This is a genomic window from Intestinimonas sp. UBA1698 (genome assembly GCF_002320075.1).
Taxonomy (GTDB): domain Bacteria; phylum Bacillota; class Clostridia; order Oscillospirales; family Oscillospiraceae; genus Intestinimonas; species Intestinimonas massiliensis.
Genome location: NZ_DCJO01000004.1, coordinates 34208 through 56105, shown reverse-complemented (window position 1 = coordinate 56105; position 21898 = coordinate 34208). Strand labels below are relative to the sequence as shown.

The following is a 21898-nucleotide window of genomic DNA, read 5'->3' as shown; positions in this document are numbered from 1 at the left end:
GACCGTCAAGGGCAGGCCGCCGTAAAACGGCGGTGCGATGCACCCTTGACAGCCCGCTCCCGGCTGTACGAAAAAACAGGCGGCGACGGGGGATATATACCACCAGAGCCATGATGCGGAGGGCAGGGCCCTCGGGACAAAATGTCTCGAAGTGGTTACTTGTCCTGCTCCATCTTTTTCGGAGCCTTCGCCAGTTCGGGCGGCTGTTTCTCTTTCCACTCGTCCAGCAAAGTCATGATCTGCTCCTTCATTTTGGCGGGAGTGGCCTCCTTGCCAAAATACTTTTCCAGTTCAGCGGTAGAAATAATCACGCCTCGATCCTCCTTTTTCTTTTCTGATAAGATGCCATCAATGACATCACCATTGAGTTTCCCGTCCTTGTCCAGCTCCCGGAGCTTTTTCGCCTGGGCCAGAGAGGGGGACGCCTGTTCTCCGTCAATGGAAACAGCGATCAGCCGCTGGTTTTTGGGGCGGATATAGGAAATCTCCACAGCGGGCATAAAGCCCATTTTTTTATCGTCCACCTTGTCCAGCAGTTCCGGCACAAGAGAGTTCAGCCGCAGATAACGCATGACCTTTTTATAGTTCATGTCGTGCGCCTCGCCCACGATCTCAACGGAGCGTTTTCCAATATCGCCCTCGGCCACATTTTTCAGCCGCCCGCCCTGGTGCTTGATGTCCTCCACTTCCAGCTCCAACAGGGCGGCCAGTTCGCTGGGGAGCGTCTGATCCCTCTGCTTGTTGCTGTCCTTCATGGCCTGTACCGCCTCGTGGTCAGTCATTTCCCGGACGATAAAGGGCATTTCCTCCAGCCCGGCCAGCTCACAACCATGATGGCGGCGATGGCCCGCCACAATTTCATAACCGTTGCCATCCTTTTCCGGGCGGGCAAGACCGGGAACCATTACGCCGTTTGCCTTGATGGACGCTACCGTTTCCTGCATTTTGGCATCGTCCCGCACCTTAAACGGGTGGGGGCGGAATGTGTGGAACGGATGCATTTCGGAAAGTTTCAGATAGACCAGCTTTCCTTCCTCCACAGGACGGGGCGGAGCGGCTGGCTCAGGCGGAGCCTGTTCCGGGGCCGGAGCCGCATTTTCGGGTGGGGCCTTTTCGGGTTCCGGGGCAGCTTTAACCTCCGCAGCCTTTTTCCCACTTCGGGACAATTTGTCTCGCTTAGTCGGCGTGGCCTCGCCGGGGGCCGCCTTATCCGCCTTGGGTGGGCGGCCCTTGCGGGGCTTCGCCGCCTCCTTGCCAGCAGGCTCCGCTTTTTCCTCTTTTGGAGGACGGCCCCGGCGGGCCTTTTTCGGTTCGTCATCCCCAGCGGCGGGAGGTTCCTCCTGCGTTTTCTCCTCCGGCTCTTTTGCCGCCTCCTCTTTTTCTACCTCGGCCCGGGCTGTCTGCCGCTTTTCATTCATCAGCTCATTGATTTTGTCAAAGGACACCACCACATCACCGGGCTCGGGCTGGGCAGGCCCCTCCTGCTGGGGTGTGGGAGCGGCGGCCTGTTCGGGAGCCGGATCCTGGGACTCGTCAGCCGTAACAGGAGCGGGAGCCTCCGGGAGCTTCTCCTCACCGGGGCCTGTGTTCAATTTTTCATCTGCCATTCACTAACCTCCTTTTCGTGAAAGTTGCACAATTTTGATAGCTAAATTTCTGTAATTATTTTTCCGCCTCCTTCCGGTCTATCCACGCAAAAAAGCCGCCCGATTTTAATGCCGGACGGCTTTTTGTGTAATGTGATAGATCAAATATTATTTTTTGTGGTTCGTAGGCTCCGAAAAGCCTTGTATTTACAGCGTTCCTAATAGGAAACAATCATATGATACTTGCTTTTGAGTTCCCGTGAAGGGTATTTCATGGAGTTTACCGTCTGGATTTTTCCGTCGGGCAGACAGTTCACAAGCTCCGTGGAAGAGATCTTCTTGCCGCCCAAGTCCTCTATGATACGCTGGTTCTGTTCTCTCAGGGCGGCGTATTGGAGCATATCCTGTTTCCGCCGCTCGGCCAGCTCTTGAAAATACACTTTCAATTTATTGCACATGTAGATGGTGCGCTTGGCGTTGCGGGTTTTCAACGGCACCAACTTGATAAGACTGTTCTGGTATTGCATTTGCCGATCAATCAAGATCGTTCCGTTGACTACATCGACATTTGACCATTTTAGGCCGTAGCACTCGTTGATACGCAGCCCGCAATACCGCCCCAGCAAGTACGCCGTTTCCGCATTGGTTCCGTGGAAGTAATCATCCAACACGGCAAGCTCTTCCTTGCTGAACGCCACAATATCCAGATCATCGTCCGTTTTCAGTTTGGGCATGTGGATTTTGGTATCCTTGTTGATACAGAGCTTGTTGTAGGAATCTACATCCAGGTAGTTCCGGGAATACGCCTGACCAAAGAGCAAATAGAACTGCTTTAGGAAGCTCTCCACATAGCGATAGGAGAGGCCACGCCCGCAATAAAGTTCCGTCAGATAGTCAACCACTTCCGCTGCGCTGACTTCATCCACAAAGCGGCTGCCGAACCGAGCGGAAAGGTGGTTTTTCCACAAGCTGTCCTGCTTGCGGATGGTATTGTAGGCCCGATCACTACGGCCCGTGGCACAGTATTCTTGATAGACCTCCTGAATGGTTTTCCGTACCGTGGGTTTGGGCTTGCGGGAGTTCTGTTCCCGGTCAATGGCAGCTTGCCGCGCCTTCATTGCTTCCCGTTTTGTTTTGAAGGGCGTACCAAATTCATCTTTGGTTTTCCTGGCCTCCTTGCGGACGCCATTGACCATCACAACATAGCGATAGCCCCAATTCCCATTTTTCAATTTGTAGACCCCTGCGTCATTCTGCTTTGCCATGTCAAATCCTCCTGTGTTGTGGATTTTTTGTGGCAATAAACGGAATCGTCACAAATGAAAAATATCCAATTGTGGCAAGAGGGGAAATGACCAAAAACACCGAAGGAAGCCCAATTCGTGCTGTTGCACGCTGTCCGGCGCCGAACGGCGCAGCCGTTTGGCTACCTGGAGATGCGTGTGGACGCCGAGAACGGCGCTACCCAGGGCAAGACTGACCTGGCTAAGCTGGCCAAGCAGCACAACCTGGACGCCATCCACGACACCGTGCACGAGATGGCCCGCGACGAGGCCCGCCACGGCAAGGCGTTCGAGGGCCTGCTGAAGCGTTACTTCGGCTAAGAGAAAGGAAACGGCGAAACCATGAGTAAATATGTCTGCCCCTGCGGCTATGTCTATGACCCCGAGGTTGGAGATCCGGACAACGGCATCGCCCCCGGCACCCCTTGGGAAGAGGTCCCTGAGGATTGGGAGTGCCCGGTCTGCGGTCTGGGCAAGGACGCGTTCGAAGCGGAATGATCCCCGGCGGATACAGCAATAAGAGGGCGGAGCGAAAGCTCCGCCCTCTTCGTTTAGCGCAGAGGCCCCCGGCAACGCCAGGAGCCTTTGACCACGGGGTCAGCCGCACTTGGAGTAGCCGCAGTTCCGGCAGGTGACACAGCCGCCCTCGTGCTCCAACTGCGCGCCGCACTCCGGGCAGTACTTCGCCAGCTTGGACTCCGCGGGCGTCATGTCGGGGGCGGGCCGGCCCTTCCGGCCGGACCCCATGGGGGGAGGACAGGGGGGAATCTGGTTTGTTTTGCTGGCCTGCATCACCTTTTCGATGGCCTTGGCGATGGCGTCAGGGCAGGAGGTGACGGCCATGCCCTGCTGCCGGATGGTGGAGGGACAGCGGATGCCCTTGAGCTGCCGGATGAGCTCGTCGGAATCCACGCCGGCCCGGAGGGCCACCGACATGAGCCGGGCGGTGGCCTCCGACTGGGAGGGGCAGCCGCCGGCCCGCCCGGTGTTGGTGAACACCTCGCAGACCCCCTGCTCGTCGTAATTGACGGTGATATACAGGTTGCCGCAGCCGATCTTCACCTTCTCGGTGTAGCCCATGGTCACGTCGGGCCGGGGGCGGGGCTTGATGCTGCCGCTGCGCAGCAGGCAGGCGGTGGAGTCGCAGCCCGACTCCAGCAGCTTTTCCACGTGGTCGGGGAGGGCGGTCTCCTGCTTGGCCTTGACCACCCCGATGTTGAGCACCTGCTCGTCCCGGGAGCCGTCCCGGTAGATGGTGGTGCCCTTGCAGCCCAGCTCGTAGGCCAGACGGTAGACCTCAGCCACCTCCTCCTGGGTGGCGGAGTTGGGGAAGTTCACCGTCTTGCTCACAGCGTTGTCGGTGAACTGCTGGAAGGCGGCCTGCATCTTTACATGCCAGATGGGCGAGACATCGTGGGCACAGACAAAGACCCGCTTGACCGCCTCGGGGATGCCCTCCACGTGGGCCAGGCTGCCGTGCTCGATGATCTGGCGCATGAGCTCATCGGAGTAGAGGCCCAGCTCAGTAAGCTTGTCCCTCAGGATCTGGTTGGTCTCGATGAGGTGGGTGTTGTCCATCACGTTGCGGTAATAGGCATAGGCAAAGACCGGCTCCACGCCGCTGGATACCCCGGCGATGATGGACAGGGTGCCGGTGGGGGCGATGGTGGTGACGGTGGCGTTGCGGAGAGGCGCGCCGTCCCGGTAGACGCTCTCGGCAAACAGGGGGAAGGGGCCGCGGACCTGGGCCAGCCGCTGGCTCTCCTGGTGGCCGATGGTCTGCACCAGCTCCATGACCTGAGAGGCCATGGCCACGCCCTCGTCAGAGTCGTAGGGGATGCCCAGATAGAGCAGCATGTCCGCAAAGCCCATGACGCCCAGGCCGATCTTCCGGGTCTTTTTGGTCATGGCGTCAATCTCGGGCAGGGGATACTGGTTGACCTCGATGACGTTGTCCAGGAAATGGACGGCGGTGCGAATGGTCTGCTCCAGCTTGGCCCGGTCCAGGGCGTAGCCCGTCCCGGTCCTGCGCAGGTGGCGGACCAGGTTGATGGAGCCCAGGTTGCACGCCTCATAGGGCAGTAGGGGCTGCTCGCCGCAGGGGTTGGTGGACTCGATCTCGCCCTGCCCGGGGCAGGGGTTGTCCTTGTTCAGCCGGTCCAGGAAGAGGATGCCCGGCTCGCCGGTCTGCCAGGCGGAGCGGACGATGGCCTCAAAAACCTCCCGGGCGTTGAGCCTGCCGGTGACCCGGCGGGAGGCGGGGTCCACCAGCTCGTATGAGCTGTCCGACTCCACCGCCTCCATAAAAGACTCGGTAAGGCCCACGGAGATGTTGAAGTTGGTGATCTCCTTCGTGTCGTTCTTGCAGGTGATGAACTCCAGAATGTCCGGGTGGTCCACCCGCAGGATGCCCATATTGGCCCCCCGGCGGGTGCCGCCCTGCTTCACTGCCTCGGTGGCGGCGTTGAAGACCTTCATGAAGGAGATGGGTCCGCTGGCCACGCCGCCGGTGGAGTTCACCGTGGAGCCCTTGGCCCGCAGACGGGAAAAGGAAAAGCCGGTGCCGCCGCCGGACTTGTGGATGAGGGCGGCGTTCTTGATGGCGTCGAAGATGTCCTCCATGGAGTCGGCCACCGGCAGCACAAAGCAGGCGGAGAGCTGCCCCAGAGGCCGGCCGGCGTTCATCAGCGTGGGGGAATTGGGCAGGAAGTCCAGCTCGGTCATCATGCGGTAAAAGCTCCGGGCGGTGTCGGCCACGTCGGCCTGGGGATCGAAACGGACGTCGGCGGCGGCGACGGCGTCGGCCACCCGGTGGAACAGCTCGTCCACCGTCTCCACGGCCTCACCGTGCTCGTCCCGGATCAGGTAGCGGCGCTCCAGCACCGCGCGGGCATTTTCAGAAATGGGCATCTATCTCGTCTCCTCTGTAACTATGAATCAATTCTCTGCTGAACACCAGATATTGTAGCACAGAATTTGAACGTGTCAATATATAGAAAGAAAAAGAGGGCGTAAAAAATAAAAAGGCCGGTTCGCGCAGATGCTGGGGAGACAGAACGGAAATTTTATGATACAATAGAGCCCGCTGAACGGATGGGAGGAGAGGGGACATGTTTCAAGGCCTGAGTCAGACGCTGCGCTGGGAGGACCGCCAGGTGTTTTCCCGGGTGGGCTGGGCCATGACGCTGCTGGTGGTGCTCCAACTGGCGGTGCAGGTGTTAGGTCTGCGCCTGGCGGCGGCTCTGGCCCCCGGCCTTCTGGAGGCCGCCTGGTTCGACTGGGTGCTGTCGGCGGCCGGCAGCTATCTGGTGGCCTTTCCGGCGGCCTACCTGACCCTGCGGGCTCTGCCCGCCGTCCGGGCCGAGAAGGAGACTCCCTGGACGCCCGGCGGCCTTTTGCAGGGCTGGTTCATGGCCCTGGCGCTGATCTATTCGGCCAATCTGGCCACGATGGGGCTGGTCCGGCTCATCGACGGCCTGCGGGACACCCCCATGGCAAACCCGGTGGAGACCATGCTGGACCAGCCGGTCTGGTTCAATCTGCTGCTGGGCTGCGTTTTGGCGCCGCTGGCGGAGGAGCTGCTGTTCCGAAAGGCCCTGCTGGACCGGCTCAAGCCCTATGGCGAGGGGTTTGCCATTCTGGCCTCGGCACTGCTGTTCGCCCTGGTCCACGGAAACCTCTTCCAGATGCTCTACGCCTTTGCGGTGGGCGGATTTTTCGGCTATGTGGCCCTGCGGACCGGGGGGGTGCGCTGGACGATCCCCCTTCATGCGGGGGTGAACTTCGTCTCGGCGGGCCTGTCGCCCCTGCTGGAGCACTTCGGAGACCGGGGCGAGAGCGCCCTGTCCTATTTTATCCTCTTTTCACTGGTGTTCGGCTGGTATCTCCTGTCCGCCCGCTATCGGGACCGGGACCGGGACGAAGGGCTGGCCCCGGGCTCCGCCGGCATGGAGGCCGGGGAGAAGTGGGGGCTGTTCCTGGTGAATCCGGGCATGACGGTTTTCTGCCTTTTGATCCTCTTCGCGGTCCTGCTGGCCATGCGTATGTAAAAAGCGTTCGGGTTTGGCCCGAACGCTTTTTGATTACGGATAGGCGTCGGAGTAGGTCTGACCCGCCTCCAGGGGCAGACAGCGGGCGGCGAAGAGCTGTTCCACGGTGACGAAGAGATACCCCTGCTGGTGAAGTCGGTCCACGATTTGAAAGGCGGCGTCCACGCTCTCGGGGAAAATGTCGTGCATGAGGATGATGGCGCCGTCCCTGGCGCTGGACACCACCTGCTCCACCACGCGGGCGGTGTTCTGGTCCTTCCAGTCCTCGGGGTCGATGGACCAGAGGATGATGGGGCAGCCGGCGTGGCGGCGGATGCCGTCATCCATGATGCCGTAAGGGGGGCGCAGCAGGAAGTCATTGTGCCCCAGGATGTTTTTCAAAAGCTGCCGGGTTCGGTCCACCTGGGCGTCGAAGTCGACCTTGCTCAGACCGGTGAGCCGGACGTGGTCAAAGGTGTGGATGCCCACCTGGTGGCCCTCCTCGTCCATGCGGCGGACCACATCCTCGTTGTTCTCCAACTGCCCCCCGATGAGGAAAAAGGTGGCCTTCACGCCCCGCTCGGCCAGGCCGTCTAGCAGAGCGGTGGTGGTGGAGCGCCGGGGCCCGTCGTCAAAGGTAAGGGCTATGAGCTTGGGCTGCCCATCCCCGGACCGGACCTGGGACGAGGGCGGCCCTCCGCCCTCGTCGGTGAGAACCTGGGCGTCCGCCTGGACCGCCGGAGGCGGTATGGAGAGCACCAGGGCGAACCAAGGGGCGGCGGCGCCCAGCAGGAGCCCGAAGGCGGCCAGGACCGCCGCCCAGTCGGGATATGATTTGCGTCTGAACATGATGCGCCCGCCTTTCCTGTTCGTTCCCGAATAGGATGTACGGCGGGCGGCATTTTTCCTCATGTAAAATTTGTTAGAATCAAAGCGATTCAAACGATCAGGCTCTGGGGTCGGGGTCACCCTCCAGCGAAAGGAAATAGGCGTAATAGGGGGCCAGAAAGTCGTAGCCCTCCGCCAGGATTTGGACCAGGTCCGGCGAGAAGAGCCGCTCGTCGTGGGGCCGCTGGCAGATGAGGGAGAGGTTCTTGCTGTTGTACCAGGGGGAGAGGAGCTTGCCTGGGTCCCCCTTTGGCTTTTTGTAGCACGCGTGCTCCAGCGTGAAGACATCCTGGCGCTCCAGGGTCCGGGCCAGCTTTTCAAAGGGCTTGGGGTCCCGGTCCAGCCGGGCGCGGAACCGGGCCATGGTGGCCGGCTTGGCGGCATAGTAGCCCATGCCGTAGGAGTAGCCCTCGGGGGCCAGCTCAAACCAGAACACCGGGTCGTGGGTCCACGCCTCCGAGGGGCGCTCCATGGAAAACCACAGCCGATCCTTATAGGGGCCGCGGCCCCGCAGCCGCCGGGCGTCCCGGTAGATGCGGGATACCCGGGTCGCCAGCTCCAGATCCCCGTGCCGGTCCTGAAAGATCTCGTACACCTGGGCGGCCAGAGCCTTCATGGGCTCGTAGAAGTGGGCCCGGTACGTCTCCTTGTGCTGCTCAAACCAGCTTTTTTCATTGTTGAACCGGATGCCCCACATAAAGTCGATGGTCTCGTTGGAAAAGCCCTGAAACATGGCGCGTCACTCTTTTCTGTTTGGTTTTCACCGTATACCACAACCGGGCGCAAACGCAAGCGGCACAGCTCGACAGGCTGCGGCATAGAATGAGCCGGAGGGATACAGTATGGACTTTTGCGACATTTGTCTGGACCCGCCCCGGCCGCTGGAGGGCCGAATCACCGGGGCAGTGCGCCTGGACGCTGTGGAGGGGAATCGCCGCCTGCTGGCGGAGCTCCCCCTCCGGGAGCCGGTCCGGCTCCACTTCGTGGAGGTGGCTGTCCGGGAGCGGCTGTGGGAGGCCGCCGAACGGACGGTCCGGGTGGTGACGGTCTACAACCGCTCCTCGCTGCCCCTGAGCGAGGTAGAGGTAGCCGGCGGCGGGGCCGTGCCCGGCTCCGTCCGGCTGAACGGCCTGCCCGAGCCGGAGGCCGACCCGGCCGCCGGCGTGGTCCTGCCCGGCCTGGGCGCGGGCTGCGCGGCCGCCCTCACCTGGGAGGTGGAGGACGGTGGGGAGCGGGAGCCCGTTCGGGTGCGCTACCAGTACCTGTTTGCAGGCGAGACCCTGACCGGCGAGGCCGCCCCCGCCTGACGGCAGAGAGGAAGGGAGCTGTCAGCCGACAGCTCCCTTCTTGCCTGTGGGTTACAGCAGAGTCAGGTCCGGGCCGCCGGGTGCCTCCCGGGCGGTGTCCAGCGCAGTGAGGAACAGCATGGAGGCCATGTGCTGGTAGGGCACCACATACAGGTCCAGCACCTGATAGAGCATCAGGGAGACCAGGTGCCACACCAGGAAGGAGAGCTGGAGGAGAAAGAAGTCCCGGCCGCTGCCCTTCAGCAGCCGCAGGCCCTGGCGCAGGGCCTGTCCCACGCCCAGCTCCGGCGAGCGGGCGAGCAGGTACTGGGCGGGGAGCAGCCGGACATAGCAGAAGTAGCCGGCCAGGGACCCCAGCAGGGTGAGCGGCAGGGCCAGCAGCACCAGAAAGTCCGGCGCGCCGGACTGGCTGCCCAGGATCGTGCAGACCAGGCCGGGGATCATGCACACAAGGGAGGTGGCGGTGCGCCACACGCTGAGCAGGAGCTGAAGCGCCACCGCCCTGCCGGTGAGGCGCAGGTCGAGATACCAGGAGAAGAGGCTGCGGAAGGGGAGAGGCTCCCCCCGGAGGATGTGCCAATACTGCTGGAGGGCCCCGTAGAGGATGGGGGTGGACAGCAGCAAGACCGCCAACTGGATGAGCAGGGCCATGGGGATCTGCCGGAAGGGGATCAGCAGCAGGTAGACCAGCCCGGCGGCGTCCAGCCGCAGAGCGCCCAGAAGGGCGCCCGCACCGCCGAATGCGGCGGGCAGGCCCACGGTGGTCATCAGACGGGCGGCGGCCCCGGCGTCCAGCCGCCATACGCCGGTCTGGAAGGGGTAGTCCTCCACGGCGGCGGAGAGGAAATAGGACAGGCTGGTGCCCGGGGTGACGGCCTGCACCACCTCCAGGAGAAGGGTGAACAGCAGCAGGGCGGCGGAGGCCAGCATACAGGGCCTGGCCCAGCGGGCCAGCGTCTGTTTGGCCTGGGCCTTGAGCTCCCGGCGGGTGAGGGTGGGACCGCTCATGCCTCACTCCCCCCTTCCGCGTTCTCCTCCGAGGCGGAGGGCGTATAGATGGGGATGCCGATGTCTGGGGCGGGGCTCGTCTCCGGCTCCTGGGAGGGCTCGGAGGAGGGCGCCTCCGGCGACGGAGAGACGGACGGGTCGGGACTCAAGGCGGGGGATTCGCTCACCGCCGGGGATTCGCTGGCGGGGGGCTGGCTGCCGGTGGGGGAGGGGTTGATGGCCGGTGTGGAGGACGCTGCGCCGGGGGCCAGGGGCGTGCCGTCGGCGTTCAGGCCATATTGGGCGGCGTCGGCGGGGTTGACCAGCAGGATGCGCTCCCGGACCTTGTACTTGTTGGTGGACTCCAGGGTGGAGCTGACCAGATTGCCCTCGGCGTCGTAGAGGTTGCGGTAGGTGTCGGCATTGCGGCCCTTATAGCCGTTCTGCCCCTCCTTGACCGTGCCCGCCGGGACGGCGGCGTCCACCTGATAGACGGTCTCGTACTCCACCCAGTTGTAGACCTTGTTGGTCATCTTCACATGGAGGTCGTCGGTCTTGGTGCCGTAGATGGTGACGGTCAGGTAGGTGGAGCCGCTGCTCTTGTAGCTCTTGGCGACCAGCTTGACGGGGTAGTCGGTGTCGTTTTCAAAGCGGAAGTCCAGGCTGCCGTAGTAGACGGTGGCGTCCAGGCCGTCGGGGACATAGCCCACGGCGAACTGGTGCTGGTGGCGCTCCACGATCTTCAGGTTGGAGTTGAGCGCGGCCAGGTAGAGGGTGGAGGAGGGCTGGCAGATGCCGCCGCCCACCTCGTCCACCGACTTGCCGCCCTTATAGACCGGGGCCATCAGATAGCCCTTCTCGGCAGTGCGGCTGCCGGTGGTGTCGTTGTAGGAGAAAACGTCGCCGGGCAGCAGGATGCGCTCGTTGAAGGTGGAGGCGGCCAGGGCCACGTTGGATTTCCGGTTGGCCGAGCCGGCGACCTTGCTGGTGGCCTCGCCCAGAACGTCCCGGAAGAGCAGCTCCCGGAGGTTTTCCGTGGAGATCTTGGGCTCGGTGATTTCCAGCGGCACGGCGCAGTCGCTGCCCCAGGCAGCTCCCTCCAGGAGCTGCCGGGCCTGGGCGATGTCGAAGGTCATGCCGGTGACGCTGGGGGTGATCTCAAAGGTCGTGGGGTCCAGGGAGGCGTCGGCCACCTCGGCGTAGAGCGCCCGGTGGATGGCCTCCAGGTCGGGGAAGGAGGGCTCGGTGGTGATGGGCTCCACCTCATAGGGCGAGCTGTCCAGGGCGGCCAGGCGGACCAGGACGGTCTGGCGCAGGGCCGCCTGGTCCACGCCGGTGCCCGGAGAGCCCATATGGAAGACCAGATGGTCCCCCTGGATCTCCCAGGTGGTCTCCTCCAGATCACCGCCCACGGCTTGGGAGATGTCCTCCAGCATCTGGTCCACCTGGGCGCGGCCCGTCTCGGAGTAGCGCAGGGGGGCCTCCACCTCGTGGCCGGTGATGAGGGTGGAAAGCAGGTATCCGCCCCGGGTGAGGAAGCCGCCGGTGCGGCCGTAGTTCCAGGCGGACTGGGCCGCCCCCTCGGCGTCGGCCTCCACCAGCGCGCCGGTAAAGACGGCGGTCTGGCCGCTGTAAGTAAGGTTTACGGACGCATCGGCATAGCGTTCGGCCACGCCGGTATTCAGGCGCTCTGTGGCCTGCGCCTGGGTCAGGCCGCCCAGGCCCACCCCGGCGGCGGAGACCCGGGGCAGGATCGTGCTGCTGGCTCCCACCCAGGCGCACAGCCCCACATAGGCCAGCGCCAGGACGACCGCCGCGGCGGCCAGAAGCAGGGCCAGCGTCCGGCCCGCACCCTTGCCGCTGCCCGAAGCCAGCCGCTTGCCCGGTTTATGTTCTTCCATAGCATATATCCTCCAAATCGTCGCTGCGGGCGCCGCCCACAGCAAATCAGAGTATATTATATGATGCAGCCGGAGAAAAAGCAATTACAGAACGGTAACACCCCGGTAAAATGCGGCGCGGCCACTTTACATCCCCCCAAATCCGTTGTATGATAAAGACTACCGAAACGCCGGACCCGCCCTGGGGACCCGGCAATATGGAGGCCCGTTCATGGCTGATTACAACCACAATTACAATGGAGACCGGGGCGGCGATTTTGCCTCCTGGATTCCCACGCTGATTATGCTCTTCTGCTTCCCGCCGGTGGGGGTGGTCATGCTGGTGCTGAAGCTGATGGGCCTGGCGGGGAGCCCGCGCTCCCGCGCCAGCCGCCACCCCTATGACATCCAGCGGGAGCAGGGTGCGGCCCAGGGTCTGGGCGGGACTGCACCCGCGGCCGGAAAGAAAAAATCCGCCAAGCCCAAAACCGGCGCCCGCTTCGCCCGGGGCCGGGAGGGCCGGGGCCTGACCATCGCCGGGGCCGTCGTGGCCGGCGTGTTCGGCTTCGGCGGCCTTAGCGAGCTGCTGGACGCCCTCTCCTACGGGTGGTTCTGGACCAGCCTGTCCGACATTTTTATCCCTCTGGGCATCGCCGGGGTGGGCCTTATTATGCTCTACATGGGCGTGGCCAAGGGCAAAAAGGCCAGGCGCTTCCGCAAATATCTGGCCCTCATCGGCCGGAGGGAATCCATCTCGGTGGCCTCTATGGCCCAGGCCATGGGCCTTTCGGTACGGAAGGTGTGCGATGATCTCCAGGATATGCTGGACGAGGGCGTCATCCCCACCGGCTACCTGGACGTGGGCGGTGGGCGGCTGGTGCTCAACGACGAGGGCCTGCGGGAGGAGCCGCCGGCGCCCGCACCGGAAAAACAGGCGGAAAAGCCCCCCGCCGGCATGGAGCGGGAGGACGCCGTGCTGATGGAGATCCGGGAGGTCAACGATGCCATCGCCGACGAGGTGATGAGCCGGAAAATCGACCGCATCGGAGAGATTACCGGCAAAATCTTTGCCTATCTGCGGGAGAAGCCGGACAAAGAGGGGCAGCTTCGCAGCTTTTTGGGCTACTATCTGCCCACCACGCTGAAGATTCTCCGGGCCTACGCCCAGATGGAGGCCCAGGGCATTGAGGGAGAGAACATCAAGTCCGCCAAGGCGCGCATTGAGGGCATGATGGACAAAGTGGTGGACGGCTTTGAAAAACAGCTCGACAAGCTGTTTCAGGACGACGCCATGGACATCCGCACGGATGTGGAGGTCCTGGAGCGGATGCTGGAGAAGGATGGCCTGGGCGAACAGGGTATGACCATGGGTGGCACCTAAAATGGGCAGAAACACCAGAAAACAAGGGGAAATGGCGGCGTATATTGTGCAGAACGCTTGCCGTTTCCCTCTTTTTATGTTAGGATAGAGGCAGAAGGAACAGGAGGAATGCGGACCGACGGAAGGAGGCCGGAACCATGAAAGCCAGGACGATCACCATCAGCCGGCAGTATGGCAGCGGCGGCCACGAGGTGGCCAAAAAGCTCTCCGAGGCACTGGGGCTCCCCTGTTATGACAACGAGGTCATCTCTCTGGCCGCCAAGGAGAGCGGCGCGCAGCTCTGGGAATTCCAGATGGCGGAAAATCTGCGGGACACCAATTTCATTTACAACCTGTCCATGATTGCCCCCCACAGCGACATTCAGGAGGAACCGTACAGCGTCAAGCTCTTCCGCGCCCAGTCGGAGGCCATGGCCGAGCTAGCCGAGCGCGGCCCGGCGGTCTTTGTAGGGCGGTGCGGCAACTTTGTGCTGCGGCAGGACCCGGAGGCGGTCCATTTTTTCATCTGCGGCTCCTTGGCCAAGCGAACCGAGCGGGCGGTGGCCCAGTATGGTTTGGCCGAGCGGGGCGCCCAGCGGGAGGTGGAACGAGTGGACCGGCAGCGCGCCGCCTACTATGGGGTCAACACCAGTTGGCGCTGGGGTGACGGCTCCTATTACGACCTGGTGATCAACACCGACCGCCTGGGCGTGGACGGAGCGGTGGCGACGATTTTGGATTATCTGAACCAGTTGGAATGAACGCTGAGACTCCCGGCGGGCCGCCAGAAAATTGGCGGCCCGCTTTTTTGGTATATTTGTCCATGCAGCGCCCGTCCGGCGGATGGAAAACATGCAGAAACATGCATTGCGCAGGGGGACGCGGGCTTTTATAATGACATTACCCGGCGAAAGGCCGGGAATCGGTACAAAAGGAGATCGAGAAATGAAAAAAACAGTCACTCTGGCGGTTGCCACTGCCGCGCTGCTGGCCATGCTGGCCGGCTGCGCCACCACAGGAGGGGCAGCGACGCCCGGGGCGGCAGAACCATCCCTTGCGGATGCGAACCCGAAGAAGAGCACCGAGAATTTCACCGACGAGATGAAGATCCCTTATGCCATCGACCTGTCTCCCGACGACGGAGCGGACTCGGTGGAGCGGGCGGGAGACCATGCGGACTCCCCCTACTTTGCACATCCGGACGTCTACCATCTGGAGTCCACCGACACCCTCACGGTCCTGACCCATTTCCGCACCATGCAGCAGACCAGCGAGTGGGCCTGCGGCGTGACCTCGGCGCTGATGGTGCTGGACTGGTATGACAGGCTGGACGACTGGAACGAGGAGACTCTGGCGGCGCTGCGCCACTCTCTGGACGGTACCGAGTTGGAGGGCTATCCGGGCACCACACTGAAGCAGGCCTTGGATATCTTTGACGGCGTGGGCGGCTTTACCTATACCACCACGCTGGAGCAGCCGGACATCTGGATGGAGGATATCCAGGCGTGGCTGGCGGAGGGGACCCCGGTCATGGTGTGCTGGAATGACTGGGGCGGACATTGGCAGGTCATCGTCGGTTACGATACCATGGGGACCGAGACCCAGCAGGACGACGTGTTCCTGGTGGCCGACCCCTATGACACCACCGACCACAACCAGGACGGCTACGGCGTCTATCCCGCCGAGCGGTTCCTGTATAACTTCAGCATGTACGATTCTTTCCCCGAGGAGGAGGGCGGAAACGACATGCTGTATATCGCCGCCAAACCGGCGGAGTGAAGAGAAAACGGGGCCCGGACAGCCAAGCTGTCCGGGCCCCGCTGGGTTATTGCTCCATTGCAGTGATGAGGCCCACCCGCCGGGCGTGGCGGCCGCCCTCGAACTCGGTGGTGAGGAAGGTCTCCACGATGGCCTCCGCCAGATTGGGGCCCACGATGCCCGCCCCCAGGGCCAGCATGTTGGCGTCGTTGTGGCGGCGGGTCATCTCCGCCATGAGCGGGTCGGTACACAGGGCGCAGCGCACGCCGTGAACCTTGTTGGCGGCGATGGAAATGCCGATGCCGGTGGTGCAGATGACGATGCCACGCTCACACTCGCCGGAGGCCACCGCCTCCGCCGCAGCCTTGGCAAAGACGGGATAGTCGCAGCTCTCTGTGGAGTGGCAGCCGAAATCCCGGTAGTCCAGGCCGTGAGCGTCCAGGTATTCGATGATGTGCTGCTTCAGGGCGTATCCGCCGTGGTCGGAACCCAATGCGATCATAGTGATACCTCCAGATTGAATTAAGTGGATGCTACAGTTTGACGAAGCGGGGCTTTCGCCCCTCGTAGACCGCGATGTACCGGAAGCCGGCGGCGCGGATGAGGTCATAGGCTTCGGGGATGCCCTGGCCCACGTTCTCCGGCACGTGGGCGTCGCTGCCCACCGTGAGAATCTCGCCGCCCAGCTCCCGATAGAGGGCCAGCCAGGGTCGCCACTCAGCCAGAGTGCGGCCATTGTAGGTGTTGAGCTCCATGCCCCGGCCCGAGGCGATGGCAATGGCCAGCGCCACCCGGATGCGGTCGGCATAGCGGTCCATGGAGACCTCGGGGCAGCCGCGGGCCATATAGCGCAGCGGGTAGATGATGTGCCCCAGCACGTCGTAGGCGCCGGCGGAGGCCAGCCGCTCCAGGGAGGAGACGTAGTCGTCCAGAGCCTGATAACAGGCCCCGGGGGAGTGGTAGTCTCCGTAGTAGAAATCGTCTCCCCCGGCGGCCAGACTGCGGTTGTGGACCGAGCCGATGACGAAGTCCAGCTCCGGCGGGGCGGCGGCCAGGGCGCTGCCGTCCAGGTGGCCGCTGCCGAACTCCAGGCCCAGCCGAAGGGTCAGGCGGCCCTGAAACTGCGCCCGGACCCGCTGAAACTGCTCCACTGCCGGGGCCCAGTCATAGGGGTCCATAGGGCCGCCGTGGAGCCCCACGGTGTCGTAGTGGTCGGTAATGCAAAGCTCGCTGAGGCCCGAGCGGACGGCGGCCTCGGCCTGCTGCTCCAGCGGGACACTACTGTCGGGGGAGAGCTGGGAGTGGGTGTGGTAGTCGATGAAGTAGCTCATAGGATGCCTCCGGATGAATGGGATATACGCTCAGAAGGGCCAGGCGCCGCCGGGAATCCACCGCAGGAAGCGGGTGGGATACCAGGAGGGCACCATCAGCCCGATGAGAACGGGGTAGAAGGCGGCGAAGAGGACCACGGAGAAGGCCGTCATGCCGTAGACCGCCCACTGCCAGCGTCCCACCTTCCGCTCCATCATGTCGTTCATGGCGTAGCTGATGGCCAGCACCAAAAACAGGGTGGAGGGGAAGTAGTGGTAGGCGAAGGTGATGCGGCCGATGGCGAACCAGGGCAGAAGCTGGGACAGATAGCCCACCAGGAGGAACAGGGCCTTACCGCAGCGGCGGCGGACCGTCTGGACCGCCAGGATGACCACCGACAGCAGGCCCGTCCAGGCCACCACCGGGTTGTTGAAGCAGGCGAAGGCCGCCTTGAAGCCGGGCACCGAGGTGGAGTCTAGGTAGTAAAGGATGGGGCGGCCGTCCACGAGCCACTGATACCAGCGGGACTCGTAGGGGTGGTGCTCGGTGACGCCCACGTGGTAAGTGAACATAAACTTCTGGTTCTCCAGCATGGCGTCCACCAGGTTGGCGGAACTCTTGAGGATGAGCTCCCGCTCGCCCCGCAGGACCTGGGGAAGCTGGACGAAGGGCCAGGAGAACAGCTCGCCCAGCATGTCGAGAAGCCCGCCGTCGTTGCCCCGGGCGGCGGCGTAGGGCCAGTAGGACAGGGTGTAAATGATCACCGGGATGACCACCCAGCACAGCACGGAAAACAGCAGAGTCTGGACCAGCCAGGGGGCGAAGGGGAAGTCCGCCGGGCGGTCCCGCCACTTGAACCACACGCCCAGGAAGTAGAGCAGGGCCAGGCCCGCCCCGGCATAGATCACCGTCCACTTGCTGGCCGCCCCGATGCCCCAGAACAGCCCGGAGAGGAAGAGCGGCAGGGCGCCGCCCCGGAAGGAGGTCCCGGCGGGAAGGGTGAGATAGCGGTACATGAAAAAGTAGGCCAGCAGGATGAAAAAGACCCCGTAGGTGTCGATGGTGGCGATGCGGGTCTGCACCAGGTGCATGAAATCGAAGGCGAACAGCGTGGTGCCGCAGAAGGCGATGGCGGTCCTGCCGAAGAGGTTTTTCAGGAAGACGTAGAGGATGGGGAGCATCAGCACGCCGAACAGGGTGCCCATGAACCGCCAGCCAAAGGGGGTGAAGCCGAACAGCCGGATCCCCACCGAGAGGATGAGCTTGCCCAAGGGCGGGTGAGAGACCTCATAGGGCTCGATGCCCCGGATGTGCTCATAGGCGGTGCGGGGATGATAGATTTCGTCAAAATAGGAGGAGTTGTACCAGGTGGATTTGTCCGGAACGGTGTCCTGCTCGTCAAAGAGGGCCAGGTCAGCGGAGGGGACGGCCTGCGCGGGCTGGGCAGCCACCACGGCGTCGGGGACGGCCCGGACTCCGTCCTGGTCGTAGAGGGCCAGCTCGCCCAGCTCCAGGGGGGCCTTGCCGGGGAATCCGGTGAGCCGCAGATACCGGACCTGGACCGGGCCGCCCTCCGGCTCGATGAAATACCACTTGAACAGGGTGTTGTACTTCTGGTGGATGGAGCGGACCGAGCCGGCCGGAGCGTTCCGGTCTACCGGGGTCCAGGCGTAGGCGGATTTGTTGTCCTCGTCCACGCTGACCTGAAGGGCGGTCCAGCTTTGCCCGTCGGCGGAGACCTCCAGGGAGTAGTCTCCCGTCCCCAGGCCGGTGTACCAGCCCAGCCGGGTCAGGGCGACGGTCCGGTCCAGGGAGAATTCCACGGTGGCGGTCTCGTCAAAGGACTGGAAGGACTGGGGATTGGTGAAGCTGCCCAACTGGAAGAAGGCGGTGCAGGCATAGGCCGCCGTCACCAGCAGCAGGGGCAGGGCGTCCTTTTTCCCCATGGGATACCGTTTGGCGGAGAAGGTCATGGGCCGCCGCTCCCGCATGGCAATCCACTCCAGGCTGTCCCGACGGGGAGCCTGGGCGTGCCAGTAGTAGAAAAAGAACAGCAGGACCAGGATCAGCGTGCCCAGGGGGAACACCAGGGTCCAGGACAGGTAGGGCAGGACGTATTGGTTCACAAGGTCCGCCGCGGACTGGAACAGGTCGGGCATGGTACACCTCCGAAGAGCGGTAGAAATAAAATAGAGGACAGTCCATATGGACTGTCCTCTATTTTATTTCTTTTTCCTTCTCTTGTCAAAAAGATTCTTAAGTGGATCACCGGAGTCCTCTTTTTCCTCCCCCATGGACTCGGCAAAGGCATGCAGGGCCTCCTTCTGGGCCCGGCTCAGGCCGGTGGGAACCAGGACCTTTACGGTGACGTACTGGTCGCCCCGGCCCCGGCCGTTGAGGCTGGGAATGCCCTTGCCGCGCAGACGGAAGGTGGTGCCGGTCTGGGTGCCCTCGGGCATGGAGTATTTCACCGTGCCGTCGATGGTGGGAATCTGGAGCTCCGCCCCCAGGGCCGCCTGGGCGAAGGAGACCGGCTGTTCCATGTAGACCGACGTGCCGTCCCGGCGGAAGATGGGGTGGGGCTGGACGGTGACGCCAATGAGCAGATCGCCCGCCGGCCCGCCGTTTTTGCCCGCGCCGCCCTGCCCCCGCAGGGAGACGGCCTGGCCGTTGTCGATGCCCGCCGGGATGGTGACGGACAGCTTCTTCTGCCGCCGGACGCTCCCCGCGCCGCCGCAGGATTTGCAGGGCTGGTGGATGATCTTTCCGGTACCGCGGCAGCGGGTGCAGGCCGCGGTGGTGGAGAAGGAGAAGCCGCCTCCTCCCCGCTGGATCCGGACCACGCCGCTGCCGTGACAGTCGGGACAGATCTCCGCCGTGGTGCCGGGGGCGCAGCCGGAGCCCTTGCACTCCTCGCAGGGCTCCGTGCGGGTGACGGTGATCTCCTTCTCGCAGCCGAAGGCCGCCTCTTCGAAGGTGATGGTCACCCCGGCCCGGATGGTCTCTCCCTTCTGGGGGGCGTTGCGGCTGCGGCCGCCTCCGCCTCCGCCGCCGAAGCCGCCGCCGAAGAAGGAGCCGAACAGGTCGCCCAGGTCAATGTCACCCATGTCGAAGCCGCCGAAGCCGCCGCCAAAGCCGCCGCCGGGTCCGCCGGCGCCGAAGTTGGGGTCCACACCCGCGTGGCCGAACTGGTCGTAGCGGGCCCGTTTGTCCTTGTCGGACAGGACCTCGTAGGCCTCGTTGACCTCCTTGAACTTGGCCTCGGCGGTCTTGTCGCCGGGGTTGAGGTCGGGGTGGTACTGCTTGGCCAGCTTGCGGTAGGCCTTTTTCAGTTCATCGTCCGAGACGCCTTTAGACACGCCCAGGACTTCATAGTAATCTCGTTTTTGATCAGCCATATCGTCGTCGCAAAGACCGCGCCGCATGAAACGACCGTCGCCCTTCCGTGCGGTGCCGCTTTGCTCCTCCTCTCCGCCCAAAACCCGCCGCGCTGGGCTTCGGGCCTGGGATACAGGGTAGCAGAGCCGCTGCAAGCAGCGGCTCTGCAAATACAAAATTTACGGATTGTCGTCGCCGTCCACCACGGTGTAATCGGCGTCCACCACGTTAGGGTCGGTGTCCGCGCCGGCGGCGGAAGCGCCGCCGGTAAAGCCCGCGCCGCCCATGTCCGGGCCCGCGCCTGCCTGGGGGCCGCCCGCCTGGTTGTACAGCTTCTCGCTGATGGGGTAGAAGGCCTTGCTCAGCTCCTCGGTGGCGGTCTTGATGGCCTCCACGTCGGTGCCCTTCAGGGCGTCCTTCAGCTTGCCCAGGGCGGCGTCCAGGGTGGCCTTGTCGCCCGCGTCGATCTTGTCCTTCAGGTCCTCCATGACCTTCTCGGTCTGGTACACCATCTGATCGCCCTGGTTGCGCACGTCCACCTCTTCCTTGCGCTTGGCGTCCTCGGCGGCAAACTGCTCGGCCTCCTTGACGGCCTTGTCGATGTCCTCCTTGGACATGTTGGTGGAGGAGGTGATGGTGATGTGCTGCTCCTTGCCGGTGCCCAGATCCTTGGCGGAGACATTGACGATGCCGTTGGCGTCGATGTCGAAGGTCACCTCGATCTGAGGCACGCCGCGGCGGGCCGGGGCGATGCCGTCCAGGTTGAACCGTCCCAGGGTCTTGTTGTACTGGGCCATCTCACGCTCGCCCTGGAGCACATGGACCTCTACGGAAGTCTGGTTGTCGGCAGCGGTGGTAAAGGTCTGGCTCTTCTTGGCGGGGATGGTGGTGTTGCGCTCGATGAGCTTGGTCATCACGCCGCCCATGGTCTCGATGCCCAGGGAAAGGGGGGTGACGTCCAGCAGCAGCAGGCCCTTCACGTCGCCCACCAGCACGCCGCCCTGCAGCGCCGCGCCCATAGCCACGCACTCGTCGGGGTTGATGCCCTTGAAGCCCTCTTTGCCGGTGAGCTTCTTCACCATGTCTTGCACAGCGGGGATACGGCTGGAGCCGCCCACCAGCAGGACCTTGGACAGCTCGCCGGAAGAGAGGCCGGCGTCGCCCATGGCCTGCTTGACGGGGCCGGCGGTGGCCTCCACCAGATGGGCAGTGAGCTGGTCAAACTTGGCCCGGGTCAGGGTCAGGTCCAGATGCTTGGGGCCGGTGGCGTCGGCGGTGATATAGGGCAGGTTGATGGCAGTGGAAGTGACGCCGGACAGCTCGATCTTGGCCTTTTCGGCGGCCTCCTTCAGGCGCTGCATGGCCACCTTGTCGCCGCTGAGGTCGATGCCGGTGTCCTTTTTGAATTCAGCGGCCATCCAGTCCATGACACACTTGTCGAAGTCGTCGCCGCCCAGGCGGTTGTTGCCGGCGGTGGCCAATACCTCGATAACGCCGTCGCCGATCTCCAGGATGGACACGTCGAAGGTGCCGCCGCCCAGGTCGTAGACCATGATCTTCTGGTCGGACTCCTTGTCGATGCCGTAGGCCAGGGCCGCGGCGGTGGGCTCGTTGATGATCCGCTTTACTTCCAGACCGGCGATGCGGCCGGCATCCTTGGTGGCCTGGCGCTGAGCGTCGGTGAAGTAGGCGGGGACGGTGATGACGGCCTCGGTGACGCTCTGACCCAGATAGGCCTCGGCGTCGGCCTTCAGCTTCTGGAGCACCATGGCGGAGATTTCCTGTGGGGTGTAGTTCTTGCCGTCAATGCTCACCTTAAAGCTAGAGCCCATCTCGCGCTTGATGGAGCTGATGGTCCGGTCGGGGTTGGTGATGGCCTGGCGCTTAGCCACCTGGCCCACCATGCGCTCGCCGTCCTTGGAGAAGGCCACCACGGACGGAGTGGTGCGGTTGCCTTCCGCGTTGGGGATGACGACGGCGTCGCCGCCCTCCATGACGGCCACGCAGGAGTTGGTGGTACCCAGGTCAATGCCGATGATCTTAGACATAATATATTCCTCCAATAATCAAGAAATTGGTTTTTACAAAAGAAATGCGGAGAAGCCGAAAACCGGGCGTTGGGGCGTGGCGGC

Annotated in this window: 18 protein-coding genes and 1 pseudogene; 7 read left to right on the top strand and 12 right to left on the bottom strand. The window is 63.3% G+C overall.

Annotated features, from left to right (window positions below; genetic code table 11):
- Positions 1–155: 155 nt before the first annotated feature.
- Both B3H64_RS01060 and B3H64_RS01055 read right to left on the bottom strand, forming a co-directional pair.
- Positions 156–1607 carry a ParB/RepB/Spo0J family partition protein gene (locus tag B3H64_RS01060; protein WP_286732130.1) on the bottom strand — a complete coding sequence of 484 codons (1452 nt, stop codon included), beginning with the start codon at positions 1605–1607 and terminating at the stop codon, positions 156–158.
- 197 nt (positions 1608–1804) lie between these two features.
- Positions 1805–2851 (bottom strand): hypothetical protein, encoded by a 1047-nt coding sequence (locus B3H64_RS01055; RefSeq protein WP_286732129.1) that lies wholly within the window; start codon positions 2849–2851, stop codon positions 1805–1807.
- 165 nt (positions 2852–3016) lie between these two features.
- On the opposite strand from B3H64_RS01055, the pseudogene B3H64_RS01050 reads away from it, so the two are divergent.
- Together B3H64_RS01050 and B3H64_RS01045 are read left to right on the top strand one after the other, a co-directional pair.
- A pseudogene (locus tag B3H64_RS01050) lies at positions 3017–3190 on the top strand (NADH peroxidase); the annotation flags it as partial.
- 21 nt (positions 3191–3211) lie between these two features.
- On the top strand, positions 3212–3367 hold the full coding sequence (locus tag B3H64_RS01045; RefSeq protein ID WP_050616942.1) for a rubredoxin: 156 nt from the start codon (positions 3212–3214) through the stop codon (positions 3365–3367).
- A 99-nt stretch (positions 3368–3466) separates the two neighbouring features.
- Here the strand turns inward: B3H64_RS01045 and B3H64_RS01040 are convergent, their stop codons facing one another.
- On the bottom strand, positions 3467–5779 hold the full coding sequence (locus tag B3H64_RS01040; protein ID WP_050616941.1) for a vitamin B12-dependent ribonucleotide reductase: 2313 nt from the start codon (positions 5777–5779) through the stop codon (positions 3467–3469).
- A gap of 200 nt (positions 5780–5979) precedes the next feature.
- Between B3H64_RS01040 and B3H64_RS01035 the strand changes: the two genes are divergently transcribed.
- The gene (locus B3H64_RS01035; RefSeq protein ID WP_050616940.1) at positions 5980–6918 is read left to right on the top strand and encodes a CPBP family intramembrane glutamic endopeptidase; all 939 of its coding nucleotides are present in this window, start codon (positions 5980–5982) and stop codon (positions 6916–6918) included.
- Positions 6919–6951: 33 nt separating this feature from the next.
- Here B3H64_RS01035 and B3H64_RS01030 read toward each other — a convergent pair whose 3' ends face one another.
- Both B3H64_RS01030 and B3H64_RS01025 read right to left on the bottom strand, forming a co-directional pair.
- Complete coding sequence (locus B3H64_RS01030) at positions 6952–7746, bottom strand: polysaccharide deacetylase family protein (RefSeq protein WP_050616939.1); 795 nt, start codon at positions 7744–7746, stop codon at positions 6952–6954.
- A gap of 97 nt (positions 7747–7843) precedes the next feature.
- A complete protein-coding gene (locus tag B3H64_RS01025) occupies positions 7844–8518 on the bottom strand; it encodes a DUF2461 domain-containing protein (protein WP_286732127.1) in 675 nt (224 codons plus the stop codon).
- 109 nt (positions 8519–8627) lie between these two features.
- On the opposite strand from B3H64_RS01025, the gene B3H64_RS01020 reads away from it, so the two are divergent.
- The gene (locus B3H64_RS01020; RefSeq protein ID WP_050616937.1) at positions 8628–9092 is read left to right on the top strand and encodes a hypothetical protein; all 465 of its coding nucleotides are present in this window, start codon (positions 8628–8630) and stop codon (positions 9090–9092) included.
- Positions 9093–9143: 51 nt separating this feature from the next.
- On the opposite strand, the gene B3H64_RS01015 is transcribed toward B3H64_RS01020, so the two are convergent.
- Entirely contained in the window at positions 9144–10100 is a 957-nt protein-coding gene (locus tag B3H64_RS01015; protein WP_238072806.1) for a DUF975 family protein, read from the bottom strand.
- Complete coding sequence (locus B3H64_RS01010) at positions 10097–11980, bottom strand: VanW family protein (RefSeq protein ID WP_286732124.1); 1884 nt, start codon at positions 11978–11980, stop codon at positions 10097–10099. Before B3H64_RS01010 ends, B3H64_RS01015 begins: the two co-directional genes overlap by 4 nt.
- 211 nt (positions 11981–12191) lie before the next feature.
- On the opposite strand from B3H64_RS01010, the gene B3H64_RS01005 reads away from it, so the two are divergent.
- The 3 genes from B3H64_RS01005 to B3H64_RS00995 all read left to right on the top strand — a co-directional run bounded on the left by B3H64_RS01005 (position 12192) and on the right by B3H64_RS00995 (position 15098).
- The gene (locus B3H64_RS01005; RefSeq protein ID WP_050616934.1) at positions 12192–13340 is read left to right on the top strand and encodes a 5-bromo-4-chloroindolyl phosphate hydrolysis family protein; all 1149 of its coding nucleotides are present in this window, start codon (positions 12192–12194) and stop codon (positions 13338–13340) included.
- Between the two features lie 137 nt (positions 13341–13477).
- Complete coding sequence (locus B3H64_RS01000; RefSeq protein WP_050616933.1) at positions 13478–14080, top strand: AAA family ATPase; 603 nt, start codon at positions 13478–13480, stop codon at positions 14078–14080.
- 184 nt (positions 14081–14264) lie between these two features.
- Positions 14265–15098: a papain-like cysteine protease family protein gene (locus B3H64_RS00995; RefSeq protein ID WP_050616932.1), complete on the top strand. Its 834-nt coding sequence runs from the start codon at positions 14265–14267 to the stop codon at positions 15096–15098.
- Between the two features lie 46 nt (positions 15099–15144).
- Here the strand turns inward: B3H64_RS00995 and rpiB are convergent, their stop codons facing one another.
- From rpiB to dnaK, 5 genes are all read right to left on the bottom strand, one after another.
- Positions 15145–15579 (bottom strand): ribose 5-phosphate isomerase B, encoded by a 435-nt coding sequence (gene rpiB, locus B3H64_RS00990; protein WP_050616931.1) that lies wholly within the window; start codon positions 15577–15579, stop codon positions 15145–15147.
- A gap of 31 nt (positions 15580–15610) precedes the next feature.
- Complete coding sequence (locus B3H64_RS00985) at positions 15611–16408, bottom strand: histidinol-phosphatase HisJ family protein (protein WP_286732120.1); 798 nt, start codon at positions 16406–16408, stop codon at positions 15611–15613.
- Between the two features lie 30 nt (positions 16409–16438).
- Positions 16439–18547 carry a phospholipid carrier-dependent glycosyltransferase gene (locus B3H64_RS00980; protein ID WP_094762286.1) on the bottom strand — a complete coding sequence of 703 codons (2109 nt, stop codon included), beginning with the start codon at positions 18545–18547 and terminating at the stop codon, positions 16439–16441.
- 63 nt (positions 18548–18610) lie between these two features.
- Positions 18611–19786, bottom strand: a complete 1176-nt coding sequence (dnaJ, locus tag B3H64_RS00975; RefSeq protein ID WP_050617574.1) for a molecular chaperone DnaJ — start codon at positions 19784–19786, stop codon at positions 18611–18613.
- Between the two features lie 159 nt (positions 19787–19945).
- Entirely contained in the window at positions 19946–21814 is a 1869-nt protein-coding gene (gene dnaK, locus B3H64_RS00970; protein ID WP_050616929.1) for a molecular chaperone DnaK, read from the bottom strand.
- Positions 21815–21898: the final 84 nt, after the last annotated feature.

Coding starts and splice junctions, on each gene's coding strand:
- B3H64_RS01060 (WP_286732130.1), bottom strand. CDS start 1,607: ATGGCAGATGAAAAATTGAACACAGGCCCCGGTGAGGAGAAGCTCCCG.
- B3H64_RS01055 (WP_286732129.1), bottom strand. CDS start 2,851: ATGGCAAAGCAGAATGACGCAGGGGTCTACAAATTGAAAAATGGGAAT.
- B3H64_RS01045 (WP_050616942.1), top strand. CDS start 3,212: ATGAGTAAATATGTCTGCCCCTGCGGCTATGTCTATGACCCCGAGGTT.
- B3H64_RS01040 (WP_050616941.1), bottom strand. CDS start 5,779: ATGCCCATTTCTGAAAATGCCCGCGCGGTGCTGGAGCGCCGCTACCTG.
- B3H64_RS01035 (WP_050616940.1), top strand. CDS start 5,980: ATGTTTCAAGGCCTGAGTCAGACGCTGCGCTGGGAGGACCGCCAGGTG.
- B3H64_RS01030 (WP_050616939.1), bottom strand. CDS start 7,746: ATGTTCAGACGCAAATCATATCCCGACTGGGCGGCGGTCCTGGCCGCC.
- B3H64_RS01025 (WP_286732127.1), bottom strand. CDS start 8,518: ATGTTTCAGGGCTTTTCCAACGAGACCATCGACTTTATGTGGGGCATC.
- B3H64_RS01020 (WP_050616937.1), top strand. CDS start 8,628: ATGGACTTTTGCGACATTTGTCTGGACCCGCCCCGGCCGCTGGAGGGC.
- B3H64_RS01015 (WP_238072806.1), bottom strand. CDS start 10,100: ATGAGCGGTCCCACCCTCACCCGCCGGGAGCTCAAGGCCCAGGCCAAA.
- B3H64_RS01010 (WP_286732124.1), bottom strand. CDS start 11,980: ATGGAAGAACATAAACCGGGCAAGCGGCTGGCTTCGGGCAGCGGCAAG.
- B3H64_RS01005 (WP_050616934.1), top strand. CDS start 12,192: ATGGCTGATTACAACCACAATTACAATGGAGACCGGGGCGGCGATTTT.
- B3H64_RS01000 (WP_050616933.1), top strand. CDS start 13,478: ATGAAAGCCAGGACGATCACCATCAGCCGGCAGTATGGCAGCGGCGGC.
- B3H64_RS00995 (WP_050616932.1), top strand. CDS start 14,265: ATGAAAAAAACAGTCACTCTGGCGGTTGCCACTGCCGCGCTGCTGGCC.
- rpiB (WP_050616931.1), bottom strand. CDS start 15,579: ATGATCGCATTGGGTTCCGACCACGGCGGATACGCCCTGAAGCAGCAC.
- B3H64_RS00985 (WP_286732120.1), bottom strand. CDS start 16,408: ATGAGCTACTTCATCGACTACCACACCCACTCCCAGCTCTCCCCCGAC.
- B3H64_RS00980 (WP_094762286.1), bottom strand. CDS start 18,547: ATGCCCGACCTGTTCCAGTCCGCGGCGGACCTTGTGAACCAATACGTC.
- dnaJ (WP_050617574.1), bottom strand. CDS start 19,786: ATGGCTGATCAAAAACGAGATTACTATGAAGTCCTGGGCGTGTCTAAA.
- dnaK (WP_050616929.1), bottom strand. CDS start 21,814: ATGTCTAAGATCATCGGCATTGACCTGGGTACCACCAACTCCTGCGTG.